The sequence below is a fragment of the Micromonospora sp. LZ34 genome (assembly GCF_052981855.1).
Genome location: NZ_JBRIQN010000030.1, coordinates 23,125 through 41,843 on the forward strand (window position 1 = coordinate 23,125; position 18,719 = coordinate 41,843).

Consider the following 18,719-nt stretch of genomic DNA (forward strand, 5'->3'; position numbering starts at 1 on the left):
GCCGCAGACTGGAAGCCGTGAGATGCCTGGTCACCGGAGCGACGGGTTACATCGGTGGGCGCCTCGCGCCCCGGTTGCTGACCGACGGGCACGCCGTACGCTGCCTGGCCCGCAAGGCCGGCCGGCTGCGGGACGTGCCGTGGGCGAGCCGGGTCGAGATCGCCGAGGGCGACCTGCGCAAGCCGGAGACGCTGCCGGCCGCGTTCGCCGGCGTGGACGTCGCGTACTACCTGGTGCACTCGCTCGGCCAGGCCGGTTTCGAGGCGGCCGACCGGGAGGCCGCGGAGAACTTCGCCACGGCGGCCCGGGCCGCGGGGGTACGCCGGATCGTCTACCTGGGCGGCCCGGAGCCGGCCGACCGCTCGGTCCCCTCGGCGCACCTGCGCTCCCGCGCCGAGGTGGGGCGGATCCTGCTGGACAGCGGGGTGCCGACCGCGGTGCTGCGGGCCGCGGTGATCATCGGCTCGGGGTCGGCGTCGTTCGAGATGCTGCGCCACCTGACCGAGCGGCTGCCGGTGATGGTCACCCCGCGCTGGGTGCGCAACCGGATCCAGCCGATCGCGGTCCGCGACGTGCTGCGCTACCTGGCCGGCTGCGCGGACCTGCCGCCGGAGGTCAACCGGGCCTTCGACATCGGCGGGCCGGACGTGCTCACCTTCCAGGACATGATGCAGCGCTACGCCCGGGTGGCCCGGCTGCCCCGGCGGCTCGTCCTGCCGGTCCGGCCGCTGACCCCGTCGCTCTCCTCGCTCTGGGTCGGGCTGATCACCCCGGTGCCGAACGCGATCGCCCGGCCGCTGGTGGAGAGCCTGGTGCAGGAGGCCGTCGCGCGCGAGCACGACATCGCCCGGTACGTCCCGGATCCGCCGGAGGGGCTGACCGGCTTCGACCGGGCGGTGCAGCTGGCGCTGGTCAAGGTCCGCGACGCCGCAGTGGAGACCCGCTGGTCGAACGCGAGCGGCCCGGACGCGCCGGCCGAACCGCTGCCCAGCGACCCGAAGTGGTCCGGCGGCACGACGTACACCGACGTGCGGGAACGGGCGGTGGCCGCGCCGCCGGAGGCGCTCTGGCGGGTGATCGAGGGGGTCGGCGGGGAGCACGGCTGGTACTCCTTCCCGCTCGCCTGGTCGCTCCGGGGCTGGCTGGACCGGCTGGTCGGCGGGGTCGGGCTGCGCCGGGGCCGGCGCGACCCGCACCGGCTCCAGGTCGGCGAGGCGCTGGACTTCTGGCGGGTGGAGGAGATCGTCCCGGGCGAGCTGCTGCGGCTGCGCGCTGAGATGCGGCTGCCCGGCCGGGCCTGGCTGGAGATGCGGGTGCTGCCGGCCGACGACGGGCACAGCCGCTACCACCAGCGGGCCGTGTTCCTGCCGCACGGCCTGGCCGGGCACGCGTACTGGGGCGGGGTGGCCCCGTTCCACGCGGTGGTCTTCGGCGGGATGGCCCGCAACATCGCCCGGGGCGCCGAGCAGCTGACCGGTGCGGTCAGTTCCCGGTCCGCGCCCCGGTGACCTGGAAGGCGGTCACCTCGCTCGGCGGTACGAAGTCCCGCACCGGCTGGTCGCGCAGGGCGAACGAGATCAGCTCGCCCACCGCCACCACCATCCGGTCCTGCACCGCCCGGCCCACCGCGTCCCGGGGGTCGTCCGGGTTGGTGGCGATCGCGGCCACCGCCAACTGCGGGGTGAAGGCCACCACGGTCTCCGTCGCGTACCGCTCGGAGCTGCCTGTCTTGCCGGCCACCGGCCGGCCCACCCGCTCCCGCAGCCGGCTGGCGGTGCCACCGTCGCAGCGCTTGTACATGGACTGGTCGCCGACCGGGCAGCGGGCCGCGTCCGCCGCCGCGCGGGCCACGTCGGTGTCGAGCACCTGGCGGCAGTCCGGCCGGGCCGCGTCGATCGGGCGGCCGGCGGCGTCGGTGATCGAGGTGACCGGCAGTGGTGCGCACCAGGTCCCCTCGGCCGCCACCGTGGCGTACGCGCCGGCCAGGTCGAGCGGGGTGGTCGCGGCCACGCCGAGGGTGAACGGCCCCCAGTTGCGGGCGCCGTGGCGGGCGAGCCCGGCGTCGTCCTCGGCACGCAGCACGATGCCGAGCCGCTCGGCCATCTCCACCACCCGGTCCGCGCCGACCCGCTCGGTCAGCCAGGCGAAGTAGGTGTTCACCGACTCGCCGAAGGCGGTCCACATGTCGTGCCGGCCCGCCACCGACGAGCTGGAGTTCTCCGGGCACCAGTAGCCGTCGCAGCTCGCCTCGCCGGAGACCGGGTAGCGGGTGACGAACCGGTCCGGCGAGTCGAACTCGGTCCGCAGCGGCAGCCCGGACTCCAGGGCGGCCAGCATGGCGAAGAGCTTGAAGGTCGAGCCGGCCTGGTAGCCCTCGATCGATCCGCCGCCGGCGACCAGCTGGTTGACCGTGTTCGGGTGGTTCTTCTGCCCGGACGGGTTGGCGTCCACGCTGTAGGTGCGGTTCACCGCCATGGCGAGGACCCGGCCGGTCCCCGGCTGCATGACGGCGGTCGGCATCGCCCGGCGGTCGTCCACCCGGTAGATCCGGCGCACCTGCTCGACGGTGGCGCGTTGCACGGCCGGGTCGAGCGAGGAGACGATCGAGAACCCGCCCCGGCGCAGGGTGCGCTGCCGCTCGTCCACGCTCGCGCCGAACGCCGGCTGGGCGTTCCACCACCGGGTGAACCAGTCGCAGAAGAAGCCCCAGTCGTTGTGCCCCTCGGGCACCGCCGTGCAGTCGTTCGGCGTCTCGCTGGGGCGCAGCTTCAGCGGCTCGGCCGCGGCCCGGGCGGCCTCGGCGGGCGGCACCTGCCCCGACTCCACCAGCCGGTCCAGCACGTACGCCCGGCGACGCAGCGCGCTGTCCGCGTCCCCGTTGATCGGGTCGTCGCTGTGCGGCGAGCGGACCAGTCCGGCCAGCAGGGCCGCCTCGCCGAGGGTGAGGTCGGCCGGCGCCTTGGAGAAGTAGCGCTTGCTGGCGGCCGCCACCCCGTACGCCCCCGCGCCGAAGTACGCGATGTTCAGGTAGCGGGCGAGGATCTCGTCCTTGGTCAGCTCCCGCTCCAGCGCCAGCGCGTACCGCATCTCCTGGATCTTGCGCGCGGTGGACACCTCGGTGGCCGCGGCGCGCTGCGCCTCGCTGAGCCGGGGATCGCTGCTCAGCACGTTCCGGACGTACTGCATGGTCAGCGTGGAGGCGCCCTGCCGGGTCTCGCCGGCCCCCTGGTTGACGGTGAAGGCCCGGACCACGCCGCGCAGGTCGACCCCGCTGTGCTCGTGGAACCGTTCGTCCTCGGCGGCGACGATCGCCTGGCGCATCACCGGGGCCACCTCGGCCAGCGGCACGTCCACCCGGTCCTCCTGGTAGAAGGAGGTGATCAGGGTGGTGCCGTCGTTGGCGTACAGGTTCGACCGCTGGGCGGTGGGCGGGGTGCGCAGCGTGTTCGGCAGCTCCGCGTACGGCGCGGCGAGCGCCGAGAACCCGATCCCGAACACCAGCGCGGCCGGCAGGGCCGCCGCCGCCAGCGCCAGTCCGGCCAGCACGCCGGCGGTCAGGACGGTCAGCAGTCGGTGCAGATGGGCCCGGGTCATCAGCTCTCCCCGCAGGAGCCGGATCGCGCTAGGACCCGTTCAGAATGACCCGAAACGCCCGTTTCACCCTCGGGTTTCGGCAAACCCGCAGGAAATTCGCGAGGCGGACACGGCGCGCGCCGCCGGACACGCCGGGAGCCGCCCGGGCGATGCCGACGGGGCCTCCGACCGGCCGGCTCAGGGCACCAGCACCGCCGCCAGCGGGTGCACGGTCTCCTCGATCTCGTCGGCGACCCGGCTGAAGCACTGGTCGCCCCGGCCCCACGGGTCGTCCAGGTCGTCCGTGGGCAGCGCGGTGGTGCCCTGGCGGGCCGCGTCGGCCGCCGCCACCAGGGCCACGCCGCGGGCGTACACCGCCTCGCCGGTGGCCTCGGCCGGCGGCAGCGCGGCGGCGTCCACCGCGGCCAGCAGCCGGCCGAACTCCCCCAGCACGAAGGTGCGCGCGGCGGCGTCCGGGCGCAGCGCCACCACGTACTCCTGCTGGTCGGCGGTGGCGGTGAGGACCAGGTCGGCCGCGTCGATGTGGTCCGAGCGGAGCTTGCGGGCGGCGAACCCGTCGACGCTGCCGCCACGGGTGGTCACCTGGCGGGCCGCCGGCGGGTTCATCTCCTCGCCCGCGTGCCAGCCGCCGGTGCCGGCGCTGTGGCTGTGCAGCAGGTCCTCCGCGCCGGCCGGGTCCAGCCCGCGCCGGGACAGCCGCTCCCGAACGGCGAGGGCGAGCAGCCGCTCGGCCATCGGCGACCGGCAGATGTTGCCCATGCAGACGTGCAGCACGGTGAACGGGGGCACTCAGGCCACCTGGCTCTCGACGATGTCCGGCACCACGTCGCGGAGCTTCTCCAGCGGGATGGCACCCAGCCGCAGGACCTGCGGCACCTCGCCGGTGAGGTCCACGATCGTGCTCGGCACCGGGTCCGGGCACGGCCCGGCCTCCAGGTACGCGCGCACCGAGTAGCCGAGCTGGTCGCGCGCCTCCTCGGCGGTTACCGCGGCCGGCTGGCCGGTCTTGTTCGCCGACGAGACCGCCATCGGGCCGGTCTCCCGCAGCACCTCCAGGGCCACCGGGTGCAACGGCATCCGCACCGCCACCGTGCCGGTCTTGTCCCCGAGATCCCACTGCAGGCTCGGCGAGTGCTCGACCACGATGGTCAGCGCACCCGGCCAGAACGCCTCGACCAGGTCCCGGGCCGCCCGGGGCAGCGAGAAGACCAGCCCGTCGAGGGTCTGCCGGGAGCCGATCAGCACCGGGGGCGGCATCTGCCGGCCCCGGCCCTTGGCGTCGAGCAGCGCCTTGACCGCGTACGGGGTGAACGCGTCCGCGCCGATCCCATAGACCGTGTCCGTCGGCAGGACAACCAGTTCGCCGTTCTTGACCGCCTCGATGGCCGCAGCGATGCCGCGGTCCCGGTCGGCGGGCGACCGGCAGTCGTAGAGCATCACGAGGAGCCAGTCTGCCACGCCGCGCCGGTGAACCGGTGCTGACCGTCCGCCCGGCGGGACGCGGTGGCGAACCGGGGCCGGCCGGTCAGGTCCGGATGGTCGGCTACGGCGGCGTACCGGCCGTCGGCGGCGAGCAGTTCCGGCACCACCCGGCCGTGCGTGTCATCGTGCTCGACGCCGAGCGCCCCGCCGGGCCGCAGCAGCACCGCCGCCCGGGCCACCACCGGGCGGATCACCGCCAGCCCGTCCGGCCCGCCGAAGACCGCGGTCGCCGGATCGTGCCGGGCCACCTCGGGCGGCACGGCCACCGCCGCCGGCACGTACGGCGGGTTGCAGAGCAGCACGTCCACCCGGCCGGCCAGTTCGGCCAGCAGGTCCGGCGCGGTGACGTCCGCCTCGACCACCTCGATCGGCCGGTCCCCCGCCGAGGCCCGCTCGGCGGCGTTGCGGCGCAGCCAGGGCAGCGCCGCCGGCGAACTCTCCACCGCCAGCACCCGGGCCGACGGCAGCTCCTGGGCGACCGACAGCGCGATCGCGCCGGAGCCGCTGCACAGGTCCACCACCAGCGGGTCGGTCATCCGTCCGCCCTGCTCGACGCCCCAGCCGGCGAGCAGCTCGGTCTCCGGGCGGGGCACGAACACTCCCGGGCCGACGGCCAGCTCCAGGTGCCGGAAGGCGGCCCGGCCGGTGAGGTGCTGCAACGGCTCCCGGTCCGCCCGGCGGGCGACCAGCGCGGAGTACCGCTCCCGCTCGGCCGGGGTGAATCCGTCCGCCAGGGCCAGCCGGCCGCGCGGCACGTCCAGCACGTACGCGGCCAGCAGCTCGGCCTCGGCCCGGGCAGCCTCGACGCCGGCGTCGGTCAGGACGCGGGCCGCCCGGGCCACCGCCACGGACGGACGCTCCCGGTTCGTCCCTTCGGACGGGTGTTGCGGCACGGTGGTCACGACATAATCATGAAGCGTCGCGGTTCACATCACGAGCGGGTGCGTGCGGGCGCACACCGACAGGAGGTCGCGGGTGGGCTGGCTCGACCGGGTCACAGACCAGGTTGACGCCCTGAGGCAGTCCCGGGCGTTGCAGGAGGCGAGCCGGTCCGCCGAGGCGTACACCGTGGTCGACAGGGTCATCCGCACCACCAGCGACCCGTACGCCCGCGCCGACGCGCTCGTGCAGCGGCTCTCCGCGCTGATCAATCTCGGTCGCACCGCGGAGTTCACCCGGGCCATCGAGGAGGCCTCCGGTGCCGTCCGCGACCTCGCCGAGCCCTACCTGCACGGGCATCTGAACGCGCTGGCCGCGCTCGCCGCCCACCACCAGGGCGCGCTGGACCGCTGCGTCACCCACCTGGTCAAGGCCGCCCGGGCGCTGGGCGCGGTGGAGGATCCCGACCGGGACACCGCCTGGGGCTGGCACGACCTGGCGATGGCCTACTCCTATCTCAGCTTCCACGGCTACGCCCTCGGCGCCATCGAGCGGGCCCGGCAGCTCGGGCAGGGTGCCGGGATCCCCGAGGAGACCTTCGCCGCGCCGGGCATCCGGCTGCGCAACGCGGTGGCGCTGGACCACAACGGTGACAGCGACGGTTGCCTGCGGGTGCTCCGCGACGTCGCCGCCGACCTCGGCCGGTTCGTCCGCAGCGGGCGGGCCGGGCGGCTGCGCCCGAGCAGCCTCGCCGCGTACGGCTACGCCGCCGCCCGGCAGGCGTCGCTGGGCGACCGGCTGGAGGTGGGCGGCGACGCCGCGCCGGCCCGGCTGCTCGGCCACGGCGGGGACAGCGCCCGCGCCCGCGACATGCGCGAGCTCGGCCAGGTCTGCCTGGCCATCGCCGAAGGGCGGCCGATCGAGGCGGTCAGCCGGCTGGAGACGGTCCGGGTCTCCAGCGAGACGCTCGGCGCGGCCGAGCCGGCCCGGCTGCGCAGCATCGCCCTGTCCCGGGCCGGCGACCACGCGGCGGCGCACCGGGCCGACCGGCTGGCGTTCCGGCTCGCCGCACAGCGCAACGACCGGCTCCGGGACGTCTACATCGACGGCATCGCCGCCCGGATCGACCACGAGGAGATGCGCCGCGAGGCGGCTCGCTACGAGGGCGAGGCGCTGACCGACCCGCTGACCGGGCTGCCCAACCGTCGCCGCCTGGAGCGCTACATCGCGGCCGTGGTCGCCCGCGGCGAGCAGGTGGTGATCGGGGTCTGCGACCTGGACGGCTTCAAGGCCGTCAACACCCGGCACGGGCACCACTCCGGCGACCTGGTGCTGCAACGCGTCGCCGGGGTGATCAACCGGGTGATGCGCCGGGGCGACTTCGTGGCGCGCTACGGCGGCGACGAGTTCGTGGTGGTGCTGCCCGGCACCGGGATGACCGAGGCCGCCGAGGTGGCCCGCCGGATCGAGGCCGCCGTGCGCACCGAGGACTGGGAGTCGCTGGTGCCGGGCACCCCGGTCGGGGTGAGCATCGGGTTCGCCGAGGTCTCCGGCTCGGGCGCCGGGCTGCGCGACGCGCTGAGCACCGCCTTCGAGCTCGCCGACCGGGAGATGCTCCGGGCCAAGACCCGCCCCCGCGCCTCCTGAGCCGGGCGGGCGGGAGCGGTCAGCGGCGGGTGAGTTCGGTGTCGCCGGCCAGGCGGGCGGCGCGGTCCGCCTCGGTCAGGGCGTCCAGCACGCCGTCCAGGTCGCCGGCGAGGGCCAGGTCGAGGTTGTACGCGGTGTAGCCGATCCGGTGGTCGGTGATCCGGTTCTGCGGGAAGTTGTAGGTGCGGATCCGCTCCGAGCGGTCCACGGTGCGCACCTGGGCCTTGCGGGCGTCCGAGGCGGCCGCGTCGGCCTGCTCCTGGGCCGCCGCCAGCAGCCGGGCGCGCAGGATCCGCATCGCCTGCTCGCGGTTCTGCAGCTGGGACTTCTCGTTCTGGCAGGAGACCACGATCCCGCTCGGCAGGTGGGTGATCCGCACCGCCGAGTCGGTGGTGTTCACCGACTGCCCGCCCGGGCCGGACGAGCGGAACACGTCGATCCGCAGCTCGTTCGGGTCGATGGTGACGTCGACGTCCTCGGCCTCCGGCAGCACCAGCACGCCGGCCGCGCTGGTGTGGATCCGGCCCTGCGACTCGGTGACCGGGACGCGCTGCACCCGGTGCACGCCGCCCTCCCACTTCAGCCGCGACCAGACCCCGTTGCCGCCCTCGGGCACGCCCTTGGTCTTGATCGCCAGCGAGACGTCCTTCACCCCGCCGAGGTCGGAGTCCTGGGCGTCGATCACCTCGGTCAGCCAGCCGCGCCGCTCGGCGTACCGGGTGTACATCCGCAGCAGGTCACCGGCGAAGAGCGCGGACTCCTCGCCGCCCTCGCCGGCCTTGATCTCGACGATCACGTCCTTGGCGTCGTGCGGGTCACGCGGGATCAGCAGCTCGGCGAGGCGCTCCTCCAGCGCCGGCAGGGACGCCGCGATGGACTCGGCCTCGGTCGCGAAGGCGGGATCCTCGGCGGCCAGCTCGCGGGCGGCGGCCAGGTCGGCCCGGGCCTGCTCCAGCTCGCCGGCGGCCTTGTGCAGCGGCACCAGTTCGGCGTAGCGCCGACCGACCCGGCGGGCGGTGCCCTGGTCGGCGTGGATGGCCGGGTCGGCCAGCCGCTTCTCCAGCTCGGCGTACTCGTCGAGGAGGGCGGCCAGACGCTCGCTGCTCATGCTGGGGTTGCTCCTTCGACACGGCGGACCGGGGGACATACGGACGACGCCCGCGTCCGGCACGAAACCGGACGCGGGCGCCGAACGAGAAGTTACTTGCCCTTCTTGGCCTGAACCTTGGCGTACTTCTGCTGGAACTTCGCGACCCGACCGGCGGTGTCGAGCACGCGCTGCTTGCCGGTGTAGAACGGGTGGCAGGCGCTGCAGGTCTCGACGTGGATCGAGCCGCCCTTGGCGGTGCTGCGGGTCGTGAAGGTGTTGCCGCAGGAGCAGGTGACGTCGGTGGTCACGTACTCCGGGTGGATGTTGGGCTTCATGTCGCCTCGGTCCTCTCGTCGGTGGTCGCCGGGTCGCCGTCGCCGCCCGCCGCACCCTGCGACGGGCTCGGGCGTGAACCGGAACCGGTGGCCGATTGACCAGTGTGCCATGGGCGTACGCCGACCCGGCAATCGGGCCGCACAGCGGGTCCGGCATCGACAACGCACGCCTCCCCGTCCGCATTCCCGCCGCCTGCCGGGGCATTCACCCACACGCCGCCGGCCGCGCCCGTGCCCCGCCCGGGGTACGCAACGTCCGGTGGCCGCGCGGGCGCGCACGGCCGGCAGCCGGGCCGGCGTGCGCTCCCGGACCGCCCGTTCGAGCAGACACGGAGTGAGTGATGGCCCGCCTGATCGCGACCCGGGGACTGCCCGCCTCCGGCAAGACCACCTTCGCCCGCACCCTGCAACCCTCCGTGGTCCGGGTGAACCGGGACGACCTGCGCCGGATGCTGCACGGCGAGCGGCTCTTCACCCAGTGGGCCGAGGCGCAGGTCACCGTCGTGCAGCGGGCCCAGGTGGAGGCGCTGCTGCGGGCCCGGGCCGACGTCTGCGTGGACGACACCAACCTGCGCTCCCGCACGCTGCGGGAGCTGGCCGACCTGGCCGCCCGGTTCGGGGCCGAGTTCGAGGTGCACGACTTCACCGACGTGCCGCTGGACGAGTGCCTGCGCCGGGACGCGGCCCGGCCGGAGGCGGACCGGGTCGGCGAGGAGTGGATCCGCCGGCTGCACGAGCGCTACCTGGCGGGGCGCACCCTGCCGCTGCCGGTGCCGCAGGCCCGTACCGGACGACCGGCCCGGGTGCACGAGCCGTCGCTCGAAGCGCCGGAGATCGTGCTGGTGGACATCGACGGCACGGTGGCGCAGAACGTCTCGCGCAGCCCGTACGACATGACCCGGGTGGGCGAGGACGAACCGAACCCGGCGGTGATCGCGGCGGTGCGGGCCATGCACGCCGCCGGCTACGGGGTGGTCTTCTGCTCCGGCCGGGACGCCTCGGCCCGGGCCGACACCGAGGCCTGGCTGGACCGGCACGTCCGGGTGCCGTACCTGGACCTGCACCTGCGGGCCGTCGGCGACTCGCGGAAGGACTCGGTCGTCAAGCGGGAGATCTACGAACGCGAGGTCAAGGACCGCTACCGGGTGGTCGGCGTCTTCGACGACCGCCAGCAGGTGGTGCGGATGTGGCGCGCCCTCGGCCTGACCGTCTTCCAGGTGGCCGAGGGCGACTTCTGACCCGGTGGGCTCCCCGCGGTCCGCGGGGAGCCCACCGGCGCGGTCAGGCGGCGGGCGCCTCCGCCGCCGTCGCCGCGGTCAGGGCGATGCTCGCCCGGGCCCGTTCGCCGTTGACCTCGACGGAAAGGATGACCTGGCCCGGGCGCAGCGCGGTGAGCCGCCCGGTGGCCGGGTCGAAGCGGGCCACGTGCCAGGGCCTCAGCCCGGCGGCCGAGCCGACGTGCAGGTTCGGCGAGGCGGACCAGTCCGCGCTCACCGGCGCGGCCACCGGCACCGTACGCCCGCCGGGCTGGGCGAGCGTGGCGGTGACGGTCGCCGGGGTGCCGACCGCGACGCTCGCCGGCGCCGCCAGCGCGAGCTGGTCGACGTGCGCGTGCGTCTCGGCGGCCACCCAGCGCGGCCCCTCGGCGAGCGGGTCACGGCGGGCCCGGTCCGCCTCCTCCAGGCTCACCGGGTCCACCCCGAACTCCGTCCAGCCGGTGAACCCGCCCTGGTCGGCCGGGGTGGACGGGTTCTTCCCCGAGTTGCCGTTGATCACGTACGGCACCCCGTCGACCCGGTCGGCGTGGAAGGTGCCGACGTGCCCGCCGACGAAGAGCGCCCCCTTGCCGGTGCGGTGCTGGAAGTCGGCCAGCCACTGCTCCAGCAGCGCCGCCTCCTTCCGGTCGCCGAGCTGGCTGGCCTTGGCCGGGCTCGGGTCGCGCGGCGGGTGGTGGTGCAGCACGACCACCGAGCCGACGGCCGGGTCGCCGGCGGCCGAGTCCAGCGCCTCGCGCAGCATCCGCACCTGGTCGAAGCCACCGCCCCGCAGCGACCCGGTCGACGAGTTCAACGTGACGAACCGGGTGCCCTTGTGGTCGAAGGCCCGCTCGGTGTCGCCGAAGACGGCCCGGAAGTTGCTGATCGGGGCGCCCATGATCTCGTGGTTGCCCGGCACGTAGTAGTACGGCAGTTCCCCGCCGAGCTCCTCGTCCAGCACCCGCTTCGCCAGCGCGAAGTCCGCCGGGTAGGCGGTGTCCACGAAGTCGCCGTTGATCACCAGGAAGTCCGGCCGGGCCGCCTTGACCTCGCGCAGCGTACGGCGGGCCTGGGCGACCAGGTCGCTGTCCGGGTCGGCGGCCACGAACTGCGCGTCGGACATCACCGCGAACCGCCACGGCGCGCCGTCCACGGTGCCGTCGCGCAGCACCACCCGGTCGGTACGCGGCGCCTCGGCCGGCACGTCGACCGTCGGCGGCACCTTGGCCACCATGTCGTCGATGACGACCTCGCTCTTGTACTGCGCGGCGGCGTTCGTCTCCGCCACGTAGAACCGGCGGATCCGCACCGGGTACTGCACCCCGGCCGGCACGGTGAACTCGACGTACCGCCAGCCGGTCCAGGTGATGTACGGGCCGCGCAGCACGTGCTGGGTGTCCTGCGCGTCGTGCAGGTGCAGGCTCGGCCACTCGCCGGTGCCGTTGCCGTGGATCCACATGCCGAACGCCTGCGGCTGGCCGGCCACCGGGATCCAGGCCGGCGGGTCCGCGTACGCGGCCCGGGTGCCGGTGGACTGGCTGAAGTCGTACGTCATCCGCAGGCCGGTGCCGGTGTGGCCGGGCGCCGGGGCGACGGCGCCGCTGGCCCGGGCCTGGCTGAACCGCCAGGACGCCGCGTCGTCGAAGGTGGCCACCGGCACGTCGGTCAGCCCGACGGTGACCGGCACGACCGTGCTGCTCCGGCCGACGTGGACGGTGACCAGGGCGGAGCCGGTGTCACGCAGCGCGGCGACGGAGAGGTTGCCGTCCGCGGTCGGGGTGATCTTCAGCAGCTCGCGGTCGTACTCGAGGCGCAGGTCGGCGGGCTCGATCGGGGCGGTGTTGCCTTCGGCGTCGTAGCCGACCACCCCGAACAGCGCGGTGCCACCCGAGCCGGTCAGCCCGACCCGCTCCACGGTTGAGTCGAGCCGGGCCAGCGGCCCGAGCACAGTCAGGTCGAGGGTGCCGCTGGCCTCGTCGCGCCAGGCGGTGACCGTGGTGCGTCCGGGCAGGCCGGCCCGGAAGCGGCCGTCGGTGTCGACGATGCCGTGCACCGCCGGATTGGCCCGCCACTTCGGCGCGCCGGCCGCCGGGCCGTACGTCTCGTCGTGACCGGCGGCGGTGAGCCGCCGGGTGAGGCCGGGGAAGACCCGGTCGGGGCGGCCGCCGCGCACCGGGGAGACGCCCGGCGCGCTGGTCGGGTCGCTGGCGGTCTCCAGCCAGTAGCCGGTGAGCCGGCCACTGCCCTGCGGCGCGTAGAGGGCGAGGCCGTTGGGCACGGCGCGCTCGGCGCCGTCCGAGGGGCTGTTCTCGACCTGCACGGCGGCCGCGCCGGGCTCCCGGGCGAGCAGGGTGGACGAGCCGCCGCCGTCGAGGTTCAGCGCGTGGTGCGCGCCGAGTTCGGCCATCATCCGGCCCATCTCGGTCTGCGTGACGCCGCGGCTGTCGACCTGCCGGCCGTCCACGGTGAGCATGATCATGCGGCGGCCGTCGGCGGAGAAACCGACTGCGGTCCGCGGCGCCAGCGACGCGTCCGCGATGCTCTGCACCACGCCGTCGCGGACCAGCACGTTGCCGCCGCCGACCGCCGCGTGCAGGGTGCTGCCGTCGGCGGGCTTCGGCTGGTAGGCGACGTCCACCGGGTCGCCGGGGCGCAGCCCGGCGAGCGCGTCGGCGCCGGCCTCGCGGCCGAGCAGCACGCTGGTGCCGGCCGGGATCGGCCCGCTGCCGGCGGTCGTGCTGACGCTCGCCACCCGGCCGTCGACCACCGCGACCTCGGTGACCCGAGCGGCTCCGGCGACCGCGCGCTCCCGGGTGTACGACCCCCAGAGCGCGGTGAACACGCCGACGCCGTTGGTCTGGACCATGTTGTTGAACTGGGTCAGCGTCACCGGTCCGGTGGGTAGCGTGGCGGTGCCGTCGAAGTTCACCTCGATCACCCGGCCCAGCCCCTCGCTGGTGATCGCCACGGCGTTGCGGTGCCCGCTGACCGCGGACTGGACCAGCTTGCCGCCCTGGATGCCGACGCCCTGGGCGGCACCGGAGTTGTTGATGTCGAAGAAGTCCCCGTTGACCGCGGCGACCGCGCGGGAGGCGTCCACCGCCCCGCGCAGCGGCTCGGCGCGACTGACCACGCCGGAGTTGACGTAGTCGACGGTGACGCCACCGGCCAGGTCGGCGGTGAGAGCGTCGGCGCGCAGCCAGCCGTCCGCGTCGTACCGGTCGAAGGAGGTGAGTTCCAGGCCCGGCGCGACCGGGCGGGTGGTCTTCGCGGTCTCCAGGCCGCCGGCCGGCTCGACGCCGGTCGGCGCCGCGGCGGCCGCCGTGCTCGCGGCCGGGTCGCCGGCCAGCGTCACGAAGTTCGAAGGGTGGGAGGAGGCGCGGGGCGCGTCCTCGGCAGCGGTGGCGAAGTGGTCGGTGGCCGGGGCGGCCGGCGCCCCGGCAATCGCCGGCACGGGGCCGGCCATGGTGATCAGCGGCGTCAACAGCAGGACGCCGGCGAGCCGGGCGGATCGTCTGCGGGTACGCATGGACGACAGTCAACCGGACCGTGAATAGAAGTTTCAATACCTACCGGCTGAAGCGAAGGAAAACTTCGCGGTCCGCCGTCTGATCGCACGCGTCGCCGCCTACGGCGACGCCTGTTGGACCCCCTTTGCTCTGCTTCAACCCACGCAGCGGTTGGCACCGACTTTCGCTGCGTGGGTTGAAGCAGAGCAAAGGCCGCTCCGGCCGTCATCACCGCCGCACCGGCTCGGGCGCGTCGACGGCACGACGAAGGGGCACGGCCGGACGGCCGTGCCCCTTCATCAGTCAACCGGGGAGGTTCACTCCCCCGGCGTCGACTTGGCGATCTGCATCAGGAACTCGATGTTGGTCCGGGTCTGCTTGAGCTTGTCGAGCAGCAGGTCCAGGGCCGCCTGCGAGTCCAGCGAGTGCAGCACCTTGCGGAGCTTGTGGACGATGGCCAGCTCCTCCGGCGCGAGCAGGATCTCCTCCTTGCGCGTACCGGACGGGTGGATGTCGATGGCCGGGAAGGTCCGCTTGTCGGCGATCTTCCGGTCCAGCTTCAGCTCCGCGTTACCGGTGCCCTTGAACTCCTCGAAGATGACCGTGTCCGCCATGGACCCGGTCTCCACCAGCGCGGTGGCGAGGATGGTCAGCGAGCCGCCGTTCTCGATGTTGCGGGCCGCACCGAGGAAGCGCTTCGGCGGGTAGAGCGCGGTGGAGTCGATACCACCCGACATGATCCGGCCGCTGGCCGGCGCCGCCAGGTTGTACGACCGACCCAGCCGGGTCACCGAGTCGAGCAGCACGACCACGTCGTGGCCCAGCTCGACCAGCCGCTTCGCCCGCTCGATCGCCAGCTCCGCCACGGTGGTGTGGTCCTGCGGCGGACGGTCGAACGTCGCCGCGATGACCTCGCCCTTCACCGACCGCTGCATGTCGGTGACCTCTTCGGGCCGCTCGTCGACCAGCACCACCATCAGGTGGCACTCCGGGTTGTTGTGGGTGATCGCGTTCGCGATCGCCTGCAGCACCATCGTCTTACCGGCCTTCGGCGGCGAGACGATGAGCGCCCGCTGGCCCTTGCCGATCGGCATGACCAGGTCGATCACCCGCGTGGTGAGGATGTGCGGCTCGGTCTCCAGCCGCAGCCGATCCTGCGGGTACAGCGGGGTCAGCTTGTAGAACTCCGGCCGGCGCTTGGCCTCGTCGGGCTCCATCCCGTTGATGGTGTCCAGCCGGACCAGCGGGTTGTACTTGTCCCGCCGCTGCTCGCCGTCCCGGGCCGCGCGCACGGCACCGGTGATCGCGTCACCGCGCCGCAGACCGTACTTCTTGATCTGGGACATCGAGACGTAGACGTCGTTCGGGCCGGCCAGGTAGCCGGTGGTCCGCACGAAGGCGTAGTTGTCGAGCACGTCGATGATGCCGGCCACCGGGACGAGCACGTCGTCCTCGCTGACCTGCGGCTCGCGCCCGCCCTCGCCGCCGCCCTCGGCGCGCTCACCACGGCCCCGGCGACGGTCGCGGAACCGGCTGCGCCGGCCACGCCGGCCGCCGCCCTCGCCGTCGTCGTCGGAGTCGGTGTCGCGCTCGACGCGCTGGCCCCGGTCGCCCCGGTCGTTGCGCTCGCCGCGCTCGGCACGCTCGCCGCGCTCGTTGCGGTCACCCCGCTCGGCACGCTCGCCCCGCTCGTTGCGGTCGCCGCGCTCGGCACGCTCACCGCGCTCGGCACGCTCGCCCCGCTCGCCCCGCTCGGCACGGTCACCGCCGCGCTCGGCACGCTCGCCGCGCTCGGCACGGTCACCGCCACGCTCGGCGCGCTCGCCGCGGTCGCGACCGCCCCGGCCCTCGCCGCGCTCGGCCCGCTCACCGGTCTCGGCGGTGGCCTCCTCGGCCCGCGCCTCGGCGGCGGCCCGGCTGCGCCGGGACCGGCTCCGGCCCTCGGGCTCGGCGGCCGCCGGCTCCGCGGGGGTCTGCTCGGCGGCGCGCCGCTCGGCCTCCGGCCGCTCGCCGGTGTCCCGGACCTCGGCGTGGACCTCTTCGCGGGCGGGAGCGGCCGCGGCAGCGACCTCGGCCCGCGGTCGAGGGGTGCCGGCGGCGGCGCCGCCCTGCCGCTCGGAGATCGCGCTGATCAGCTCGCCCTTACGCATGCGAGCCGTACCGGAGATGCCGAGCGACGCGGCCAGGCTCTGCAGCTCTGGCAGCAGCATCGCCGACAGACCGGTGCCGCTGCGCCGACGACGGGCGGGAGCGGCGGTGGTGGCATCGCCAGCGACGTTGGAAACATCCGACGTCACGTCGGTGGTGTCGCTCAATGGATTCCTTCCCTCGATAGGCCGGGACTGCCCGGAGTCGAAAAACAAGGTGGCCGGGCGGCCTCGGTGCACCCGCCTCGCATGACGCGTCGCGGGAGTCTGTGACACAGCAGCCGGTCGGTTTCCCGACTCACCAGCATCGGTGAGCAGGTCTCGCCGTCTGCGGCGACCTGTGGAGACTGCGGTGCGGCGTGGCCTAGGCAGGGGTGACGGGCTTACCGCCGAAAGCTTCGGGGGTGCGCCGACCCGCAGGAGATCGCATGCTTCGCGGCTGTGCTAAGTCTAGAGCGTAATCAACTCTTCCGACCTGCGGCAACAGGGTCCCGCTCCGCGTGTCCAAGTCTACCCCGAGCGGCCTGTGCGCCGCGCACGTCTGTCATCAACCGCTGAACCTGCCATCCTGTTCCCGCTGCGAAGCCCTCCGGCGGCTCGGTCAGCGCCAGAACAGTCGGCCCCGCCCCACTGACCACAGCCGCCACACCCGCCGCACGCAGCGCGTTCACCAGGGCGGCCGTGCCGGGCATGCCGGGCGCGCGGTATTCCTGGTGCAGCCGGTCGACGGTGGCCGGCAGCAGCAGCGTGGGATCGGTGCTGAGCGCGTGCACCAGCAGGGCGGCCCGGCCGGCGTTGAACGCGGCGTCGCGGTGCGGCACGGTCGCCGGCAACGCCGCCCGCGCGGTGGCGGTCAGGCCCCGCTCCGCGGGCACGAAGACGGTGGGGTGCACCTCCTCGGCGACCGGCAGCGACACCGCACGGGCGCCGGACGGCTCCGTCCACGCCAGGGTGAAACCGCCGAGCAGGCAGGGGGCCACATTGTCGGGGTGGCCCTCGATCTCGGCCGCCAGCCGCAGCACGCCGGCGTCGTCGAGCCGCTGCTCACCGTCGGCCACCAACGCCCGGGCCAGCAGCACGCCGGCCACGATCGCCGCCGAGGAGGACCCGAGGCCGCGGGCCTGCGGGATGCGGTTGACGCACTCGACCGCCAGCCCCGGCGGCTGCCCGCCGAGGGCGTCGAAGGCGGCCCGCATGGCGCGGACCACCAGGTGCCGGTCGTCGGCCGGCAACTCCCCGGCGCCCTGCCCGGCCACGCTCACCGTCACGCCCCCCGAGGTGACCTCGGCCGCCACGTCGTCGTAGAGGGCCAGGGCCAACCCGAGCGCGTCGAACCCCGGCCCCAGGTTGGCGCTGGTGGCGGGAACCCGGACCCGGACCGGCCCGGGGGTGAATGTCGTCGGCACGGGCTCATGCTATGGCCCGGCACCGACAGGACGGATGACCGTCCGGACCCTGGGAAACCGGCCTAGCCCTGGCGCACGGCGGTCGGGTCCGGCTCGGCGGCCGGGTCGGAGAGCGAGAGCCGGCGGGTGGCGATCCGCCAGCCCACCGCGTAGACCAGCGTGACCAGGCCGCAGCCGGCCAGCACCACTCGCTCGTCCACGGTGTCCACCACGGCCGCCACCACCAGCTGGCTGACCGAGATGGCCAGGGTCGCCAGCATCATGTCGGTGGCGAAGACCCGCCCGCGCAGCCGGTCCGGCACCTCGCCCTGCAGGGCGAAGTTCGACATCACCCAGTTGCTGCCGCCAGCGAAATGGGCGACGAAGACCAAGGCCAGTACCAGCGGGAACCAGTCGACCACCGAGGTGCCCAGGTAGGCCAGCCCGTACAGCGACATCGACAGGGCCAGCCCCGGCAGCAGCCAGGACCGGTTGGTCAGCACCCGGCGCATCAGGATCGGCCCGACCAGCGCGCCCGCCCCGCGTACCGCGAAGAGCAGGCCGGCGCCCGCCGGGCCGGCCCCGTACACCGCGGCCAGCAGCGGGAAGATCGTCAGCACGCCGTTGCCCAGGCCCACCGCCGACTTCACCGTCACCAGCGCCAGCACCCGCGGCCGGTGCCCGATGTAGCGCAGCGCCTCGCCGACCGCCGCCCAGGTCTGCGGCGTCGGCGACCCGCTCTCCCGGGGCGCCTGCAACGGCCGGCGGATGAACGCGGCCAGGCCGGCCGCGAGCACCAGGCCGACCGCGGCGACCCAGAAGCAGGCGTACGGCCCGACCTCGCCGCTCAGCACCCCGCCGAGCGAGGCGCCGACGATGGTCATCGTGCCCCAGGCCGAGCCGGCGACCGCGTTGCCGGCGGCCAGCTCGTCGGGTTCGAGGACGTTGGGCAGGGCGGCCTGGGCCGCCGGGGAGTAGAACGCCTTGGCCACCGCGACCACCCCGATGCCCAGCATGGCCAGCCAGGCGGTGCCGGCGCTCCGGACGCCGAGCAGCAGCAGCACGCCGAGCAGGGCGGCGACGTTCGCCGCGACCATGATCTTCCGGCGGTCGAACCGGTCGGCCACCGTGCCGGTGTACGGCAGCAGCAGCGCCACGATCCCGGTGTCCACCGCGAGCACCAGCGCGCCCCACACCCCGCTGCCGGTCAACTTCGGCAGGAGCACGAGCAGCGGCACCATGACGAACCAGTCGGCGCCGAAGACCACCAGCTCGGCCAGGAAGAGGTTGCGGAAGTTCCGGTTCCGGGTGAGGACCGAGAGGGTGGACGCCACGACCGGACCCTACCCGGCCGGCCCGCTGCGAACCGTCGTCGCGCGGACAGCGAACGCCCCC

13 protein-coding genes are annotated in these 18,719 nt (G+C 74.4%); 3 read left to right on the plus strand and 10 right to left on the minus strand.

The window, feature by feature from the left end; all coding sequences use genetic code 11:
* Positions 1 to 17 precede the first annotated feature (17 nt).
* Positions 18 to 1,508, plus strand: coding sequence for an SDR family oxidoreductase (locus ACVCAH_RS26235; RefSeq protein WP_447138879.1), 1,491 nt, complete (start codon positions 18 to 20; stop codon positions 1,506 to 1,508).
* Here ACVCAH_RS26235 and ACVCAH_RS26240 read toward each other — a convergent pair.
* The 4 genes from ACVCAH_RS26240 to prmC all read right to left on the minus strand — a co-directional run bounded on the left by ACVCAH_RS26240 (position 1,483) and on the right by prmC (position 5,969).
* Positions 1,483 to 3,594, minus strand: coding sequence for a transglycosylase domain-containing protein (locus ACVCAH_RS26240; RefSeq protein ID WP_447138880.1), 2,112 nt, complete (start codon positions 3,592 to 3,594; stop codon positions 1,483 to 1,485). The genes ACVCAH_RS26235 and ACVCAH_RS26240 overlap by 26 nt on opposite strands.
* Before the next feature lie 177 nt (positions 3,595 to 3,771).
* Positions 3,772 to 4,383, minus strand: a complete 612-nt coding sequence (locus ACVCAH_RS26245) for an arsenate reductase/protein-tyrosine-phosphatase family protein (RefSeq protein ID WP_447138881.1) — start codon at positions 4,381 to 4,383, stop codon at positions 3,772 to 3,774.
* On the minus strand, positions 4,384 to 5,031 hold the full coding sequence (locus tag ACVCAH_RS26250) for an L-threonylcarbamoyladenylate synthase (protein WP_447138929.1): 648 nt from the start codon (positions 5,029 to 5,031) through the stop codon (positions 4,384 to 4,386). It lies immediately after the preceding gene.
* The gene (prmC, locus tag ACVCAH_RS26255; protein ID WP_447138930.1) at positions 5,031 to 5,969 is read right to left on the minus strand and encodes a peptide chain release factor N(5)-glutamine methyltransferase; all 939 of its coding nucleotides are present in this window, start codon (positions 5,967 to 5,969) and stop codon (positions 5,031 to 5,033) included. Before prmC ends, ACVCAH_RS26250 begins: the two co-directional genes overlap by 1 nt.
* 82 nt (positions 5,970 to 6,051) lie before the next feature.
* On the opposite strand from prmC, the gene ACVCAH_RS26260 reads away from it, so the two are divergent.
* The gene (locus ACVCAH_RS26260) at positions 6,052 to 7,602 is read left to right on the plus strand and encodes a diguanylate cyclase domain-containing protein (protein WP_447138882.1); all 1,551 of its coding nucleotides are present in this window, start codon (positions 6,052 to 6,054) and stop codon (positions 7,600 to 7,602) included.
* A 19-nt stretch (positions 7,603 to 7,621) separates the two neighbouring features.
* On the opposite strand, the gene prfA is transcribed toward ACVCAH_RS26260, so the two are convergent.
* Both prfA and rpmE read right to left on the minus strand, forming a co-directional pair.
* Positions 7,622 to 8,710: a peptide chain release factor 1 gene (prfA, locus tag ACVCAH_RS26265; RefSeq protein WP_447138883.1), complete on the minus strand. Its 1,089-nt coding sequence runs from the start codon at positions 8,708 to 8,710 to the stop codon at positions 7,622 to 7,624.
* A gap of 92 nt (positions 8,711 to 8,802) precedes the next feature.
* Positions 8,803 to 9,027 (minus strand): 50S ribosomal protein L31, encoded by a 225-nt coding sequence (rpmE, locus tag ACVCAH_RS26270; protein ID WP_109900196.1) that lies wholly within the window; start codon positions 9,025 to 9,027, stop codon positions 8,803 to 8,805.
* Positions 9,028 to 9,368: 341 nt separating this feature from the next.
* Between rpmE and ACVCAH_RS26275 the strand changes: the two genes are divergently transcribed.
* Positions 9,369 to 10,265 (plus strand): phosphatase domain-containing protein, encoded by an 897-nt coding sequence (locus tag ACVCAH_RS26275; protein ID WP_447138884.1) that lies wholly within the window; start codon positions 9,369 to 9,371, stop codon positions 10,263 to 10,265.
* Positions 10,266 to 10,308: 43 nt separating this feature from the next.
* On the opposite strand, the gene ACVCAH_RS26280 is transcribed toward ACVCAH_RS26275, so the two are convergent.
* The 4 genes from ACVCAH_RS26280 to ACVCAH_RS26295 form a co-directional block, all read right to left on the minus strand.
* Positions 10,309 to 13,812 carry a phosphodiester glycosidase family protein gene (locus tag ACVCAH_RS26280; RefSeq protein WP_447138885.1) on the minus strand — a complete coding sequence of 1,168 codons (3,504 nt, stop codon included), beginning with the start codon at positions 13,810 to 13,812 and terminating at the stop codon, positions 10,309 to 10,311.
* Between the two features lie 297 nt (positions 13,813 to 14,109).
* On the minus strand, positions 14,110 to 16,107 hold the full coding sequence (gene rho, locus ACVCAH_RS26285; protein ID WP_447138886.1) for a transcription termination factor Rho: 1,998 nt from the start codon (positions 16,105 to 16,107) through the stop codon (positions 14,110 to 14,112).
* 293 nt (positions 16,108 to 16,400) lie between these two features.
* Positions 16,401 to 17,345: a homoserine kinase gene (thrB, locus tag ACVCAH_RS26290; RefSeq protein ID WP_447138887.1), complete on the minus strand. Its 945-nt coding sequence runs from the start codon at positions 17,343 to 17,345 to the stop codon at positions 16,401 to 16,403.
* A gap of 62 nt (positions 17,346 to 17,407) precedes the next feature.
* Entirely contained in the window at positions 17,408 to 18,658 is a 1,251-nt protein-coding gene (locus ACVCAH_RS26295; protein WP_447138888.1) for an MFS transporter, read from the minus strand.
* Positions 18,659 to 18,719 lie beyond the last annotated feature (61 nt).

Coding starts and splice junctions, on each gene's coding strand:
- rpmE (WP_109900196.1), bottom strand. CDS start 9,027: ATGAAGCCCAACATCCACCCGGAGTACGTGACCACCGACGTCACCTGC.
- ACVCAH_RS26250 (WP_447138929.1), bottom strand. CDS start 5,031: ATGCTCTACGACTGCCGGTCGCCCGCCGACCGGGACCGCGGCATCGCT.
- ACVCAH_RS26280 (WP_447138885.1), bottom strand. CDS start 13,812: ATGCGTACCCGCAGACGATCCGCCCGGCTCGCCGGCGTCCTGCTGTTG.
- ACVCAH_RS26240 (WP_447138880.1), bottom strand. CDS start 3,594: ATGACCCGGGCCCATCTGCACCGACTGCTGACCGTCCTGACCGCCGGC.
- ACVCAH_RS26275 (WP_447138884.1), top strand. CDS start 9,369: ATGGCCCGCCTGATCGCGACCCGGGGACTGCCCGCCTCCGGCAAGACC.
- prfA (WP_447138883.1), bottom strand. CDS start 8,710: ATGAGCAGCGAGCGTCTGGCCGCCCTCCTCGACGAGTACGCCGAGCTG.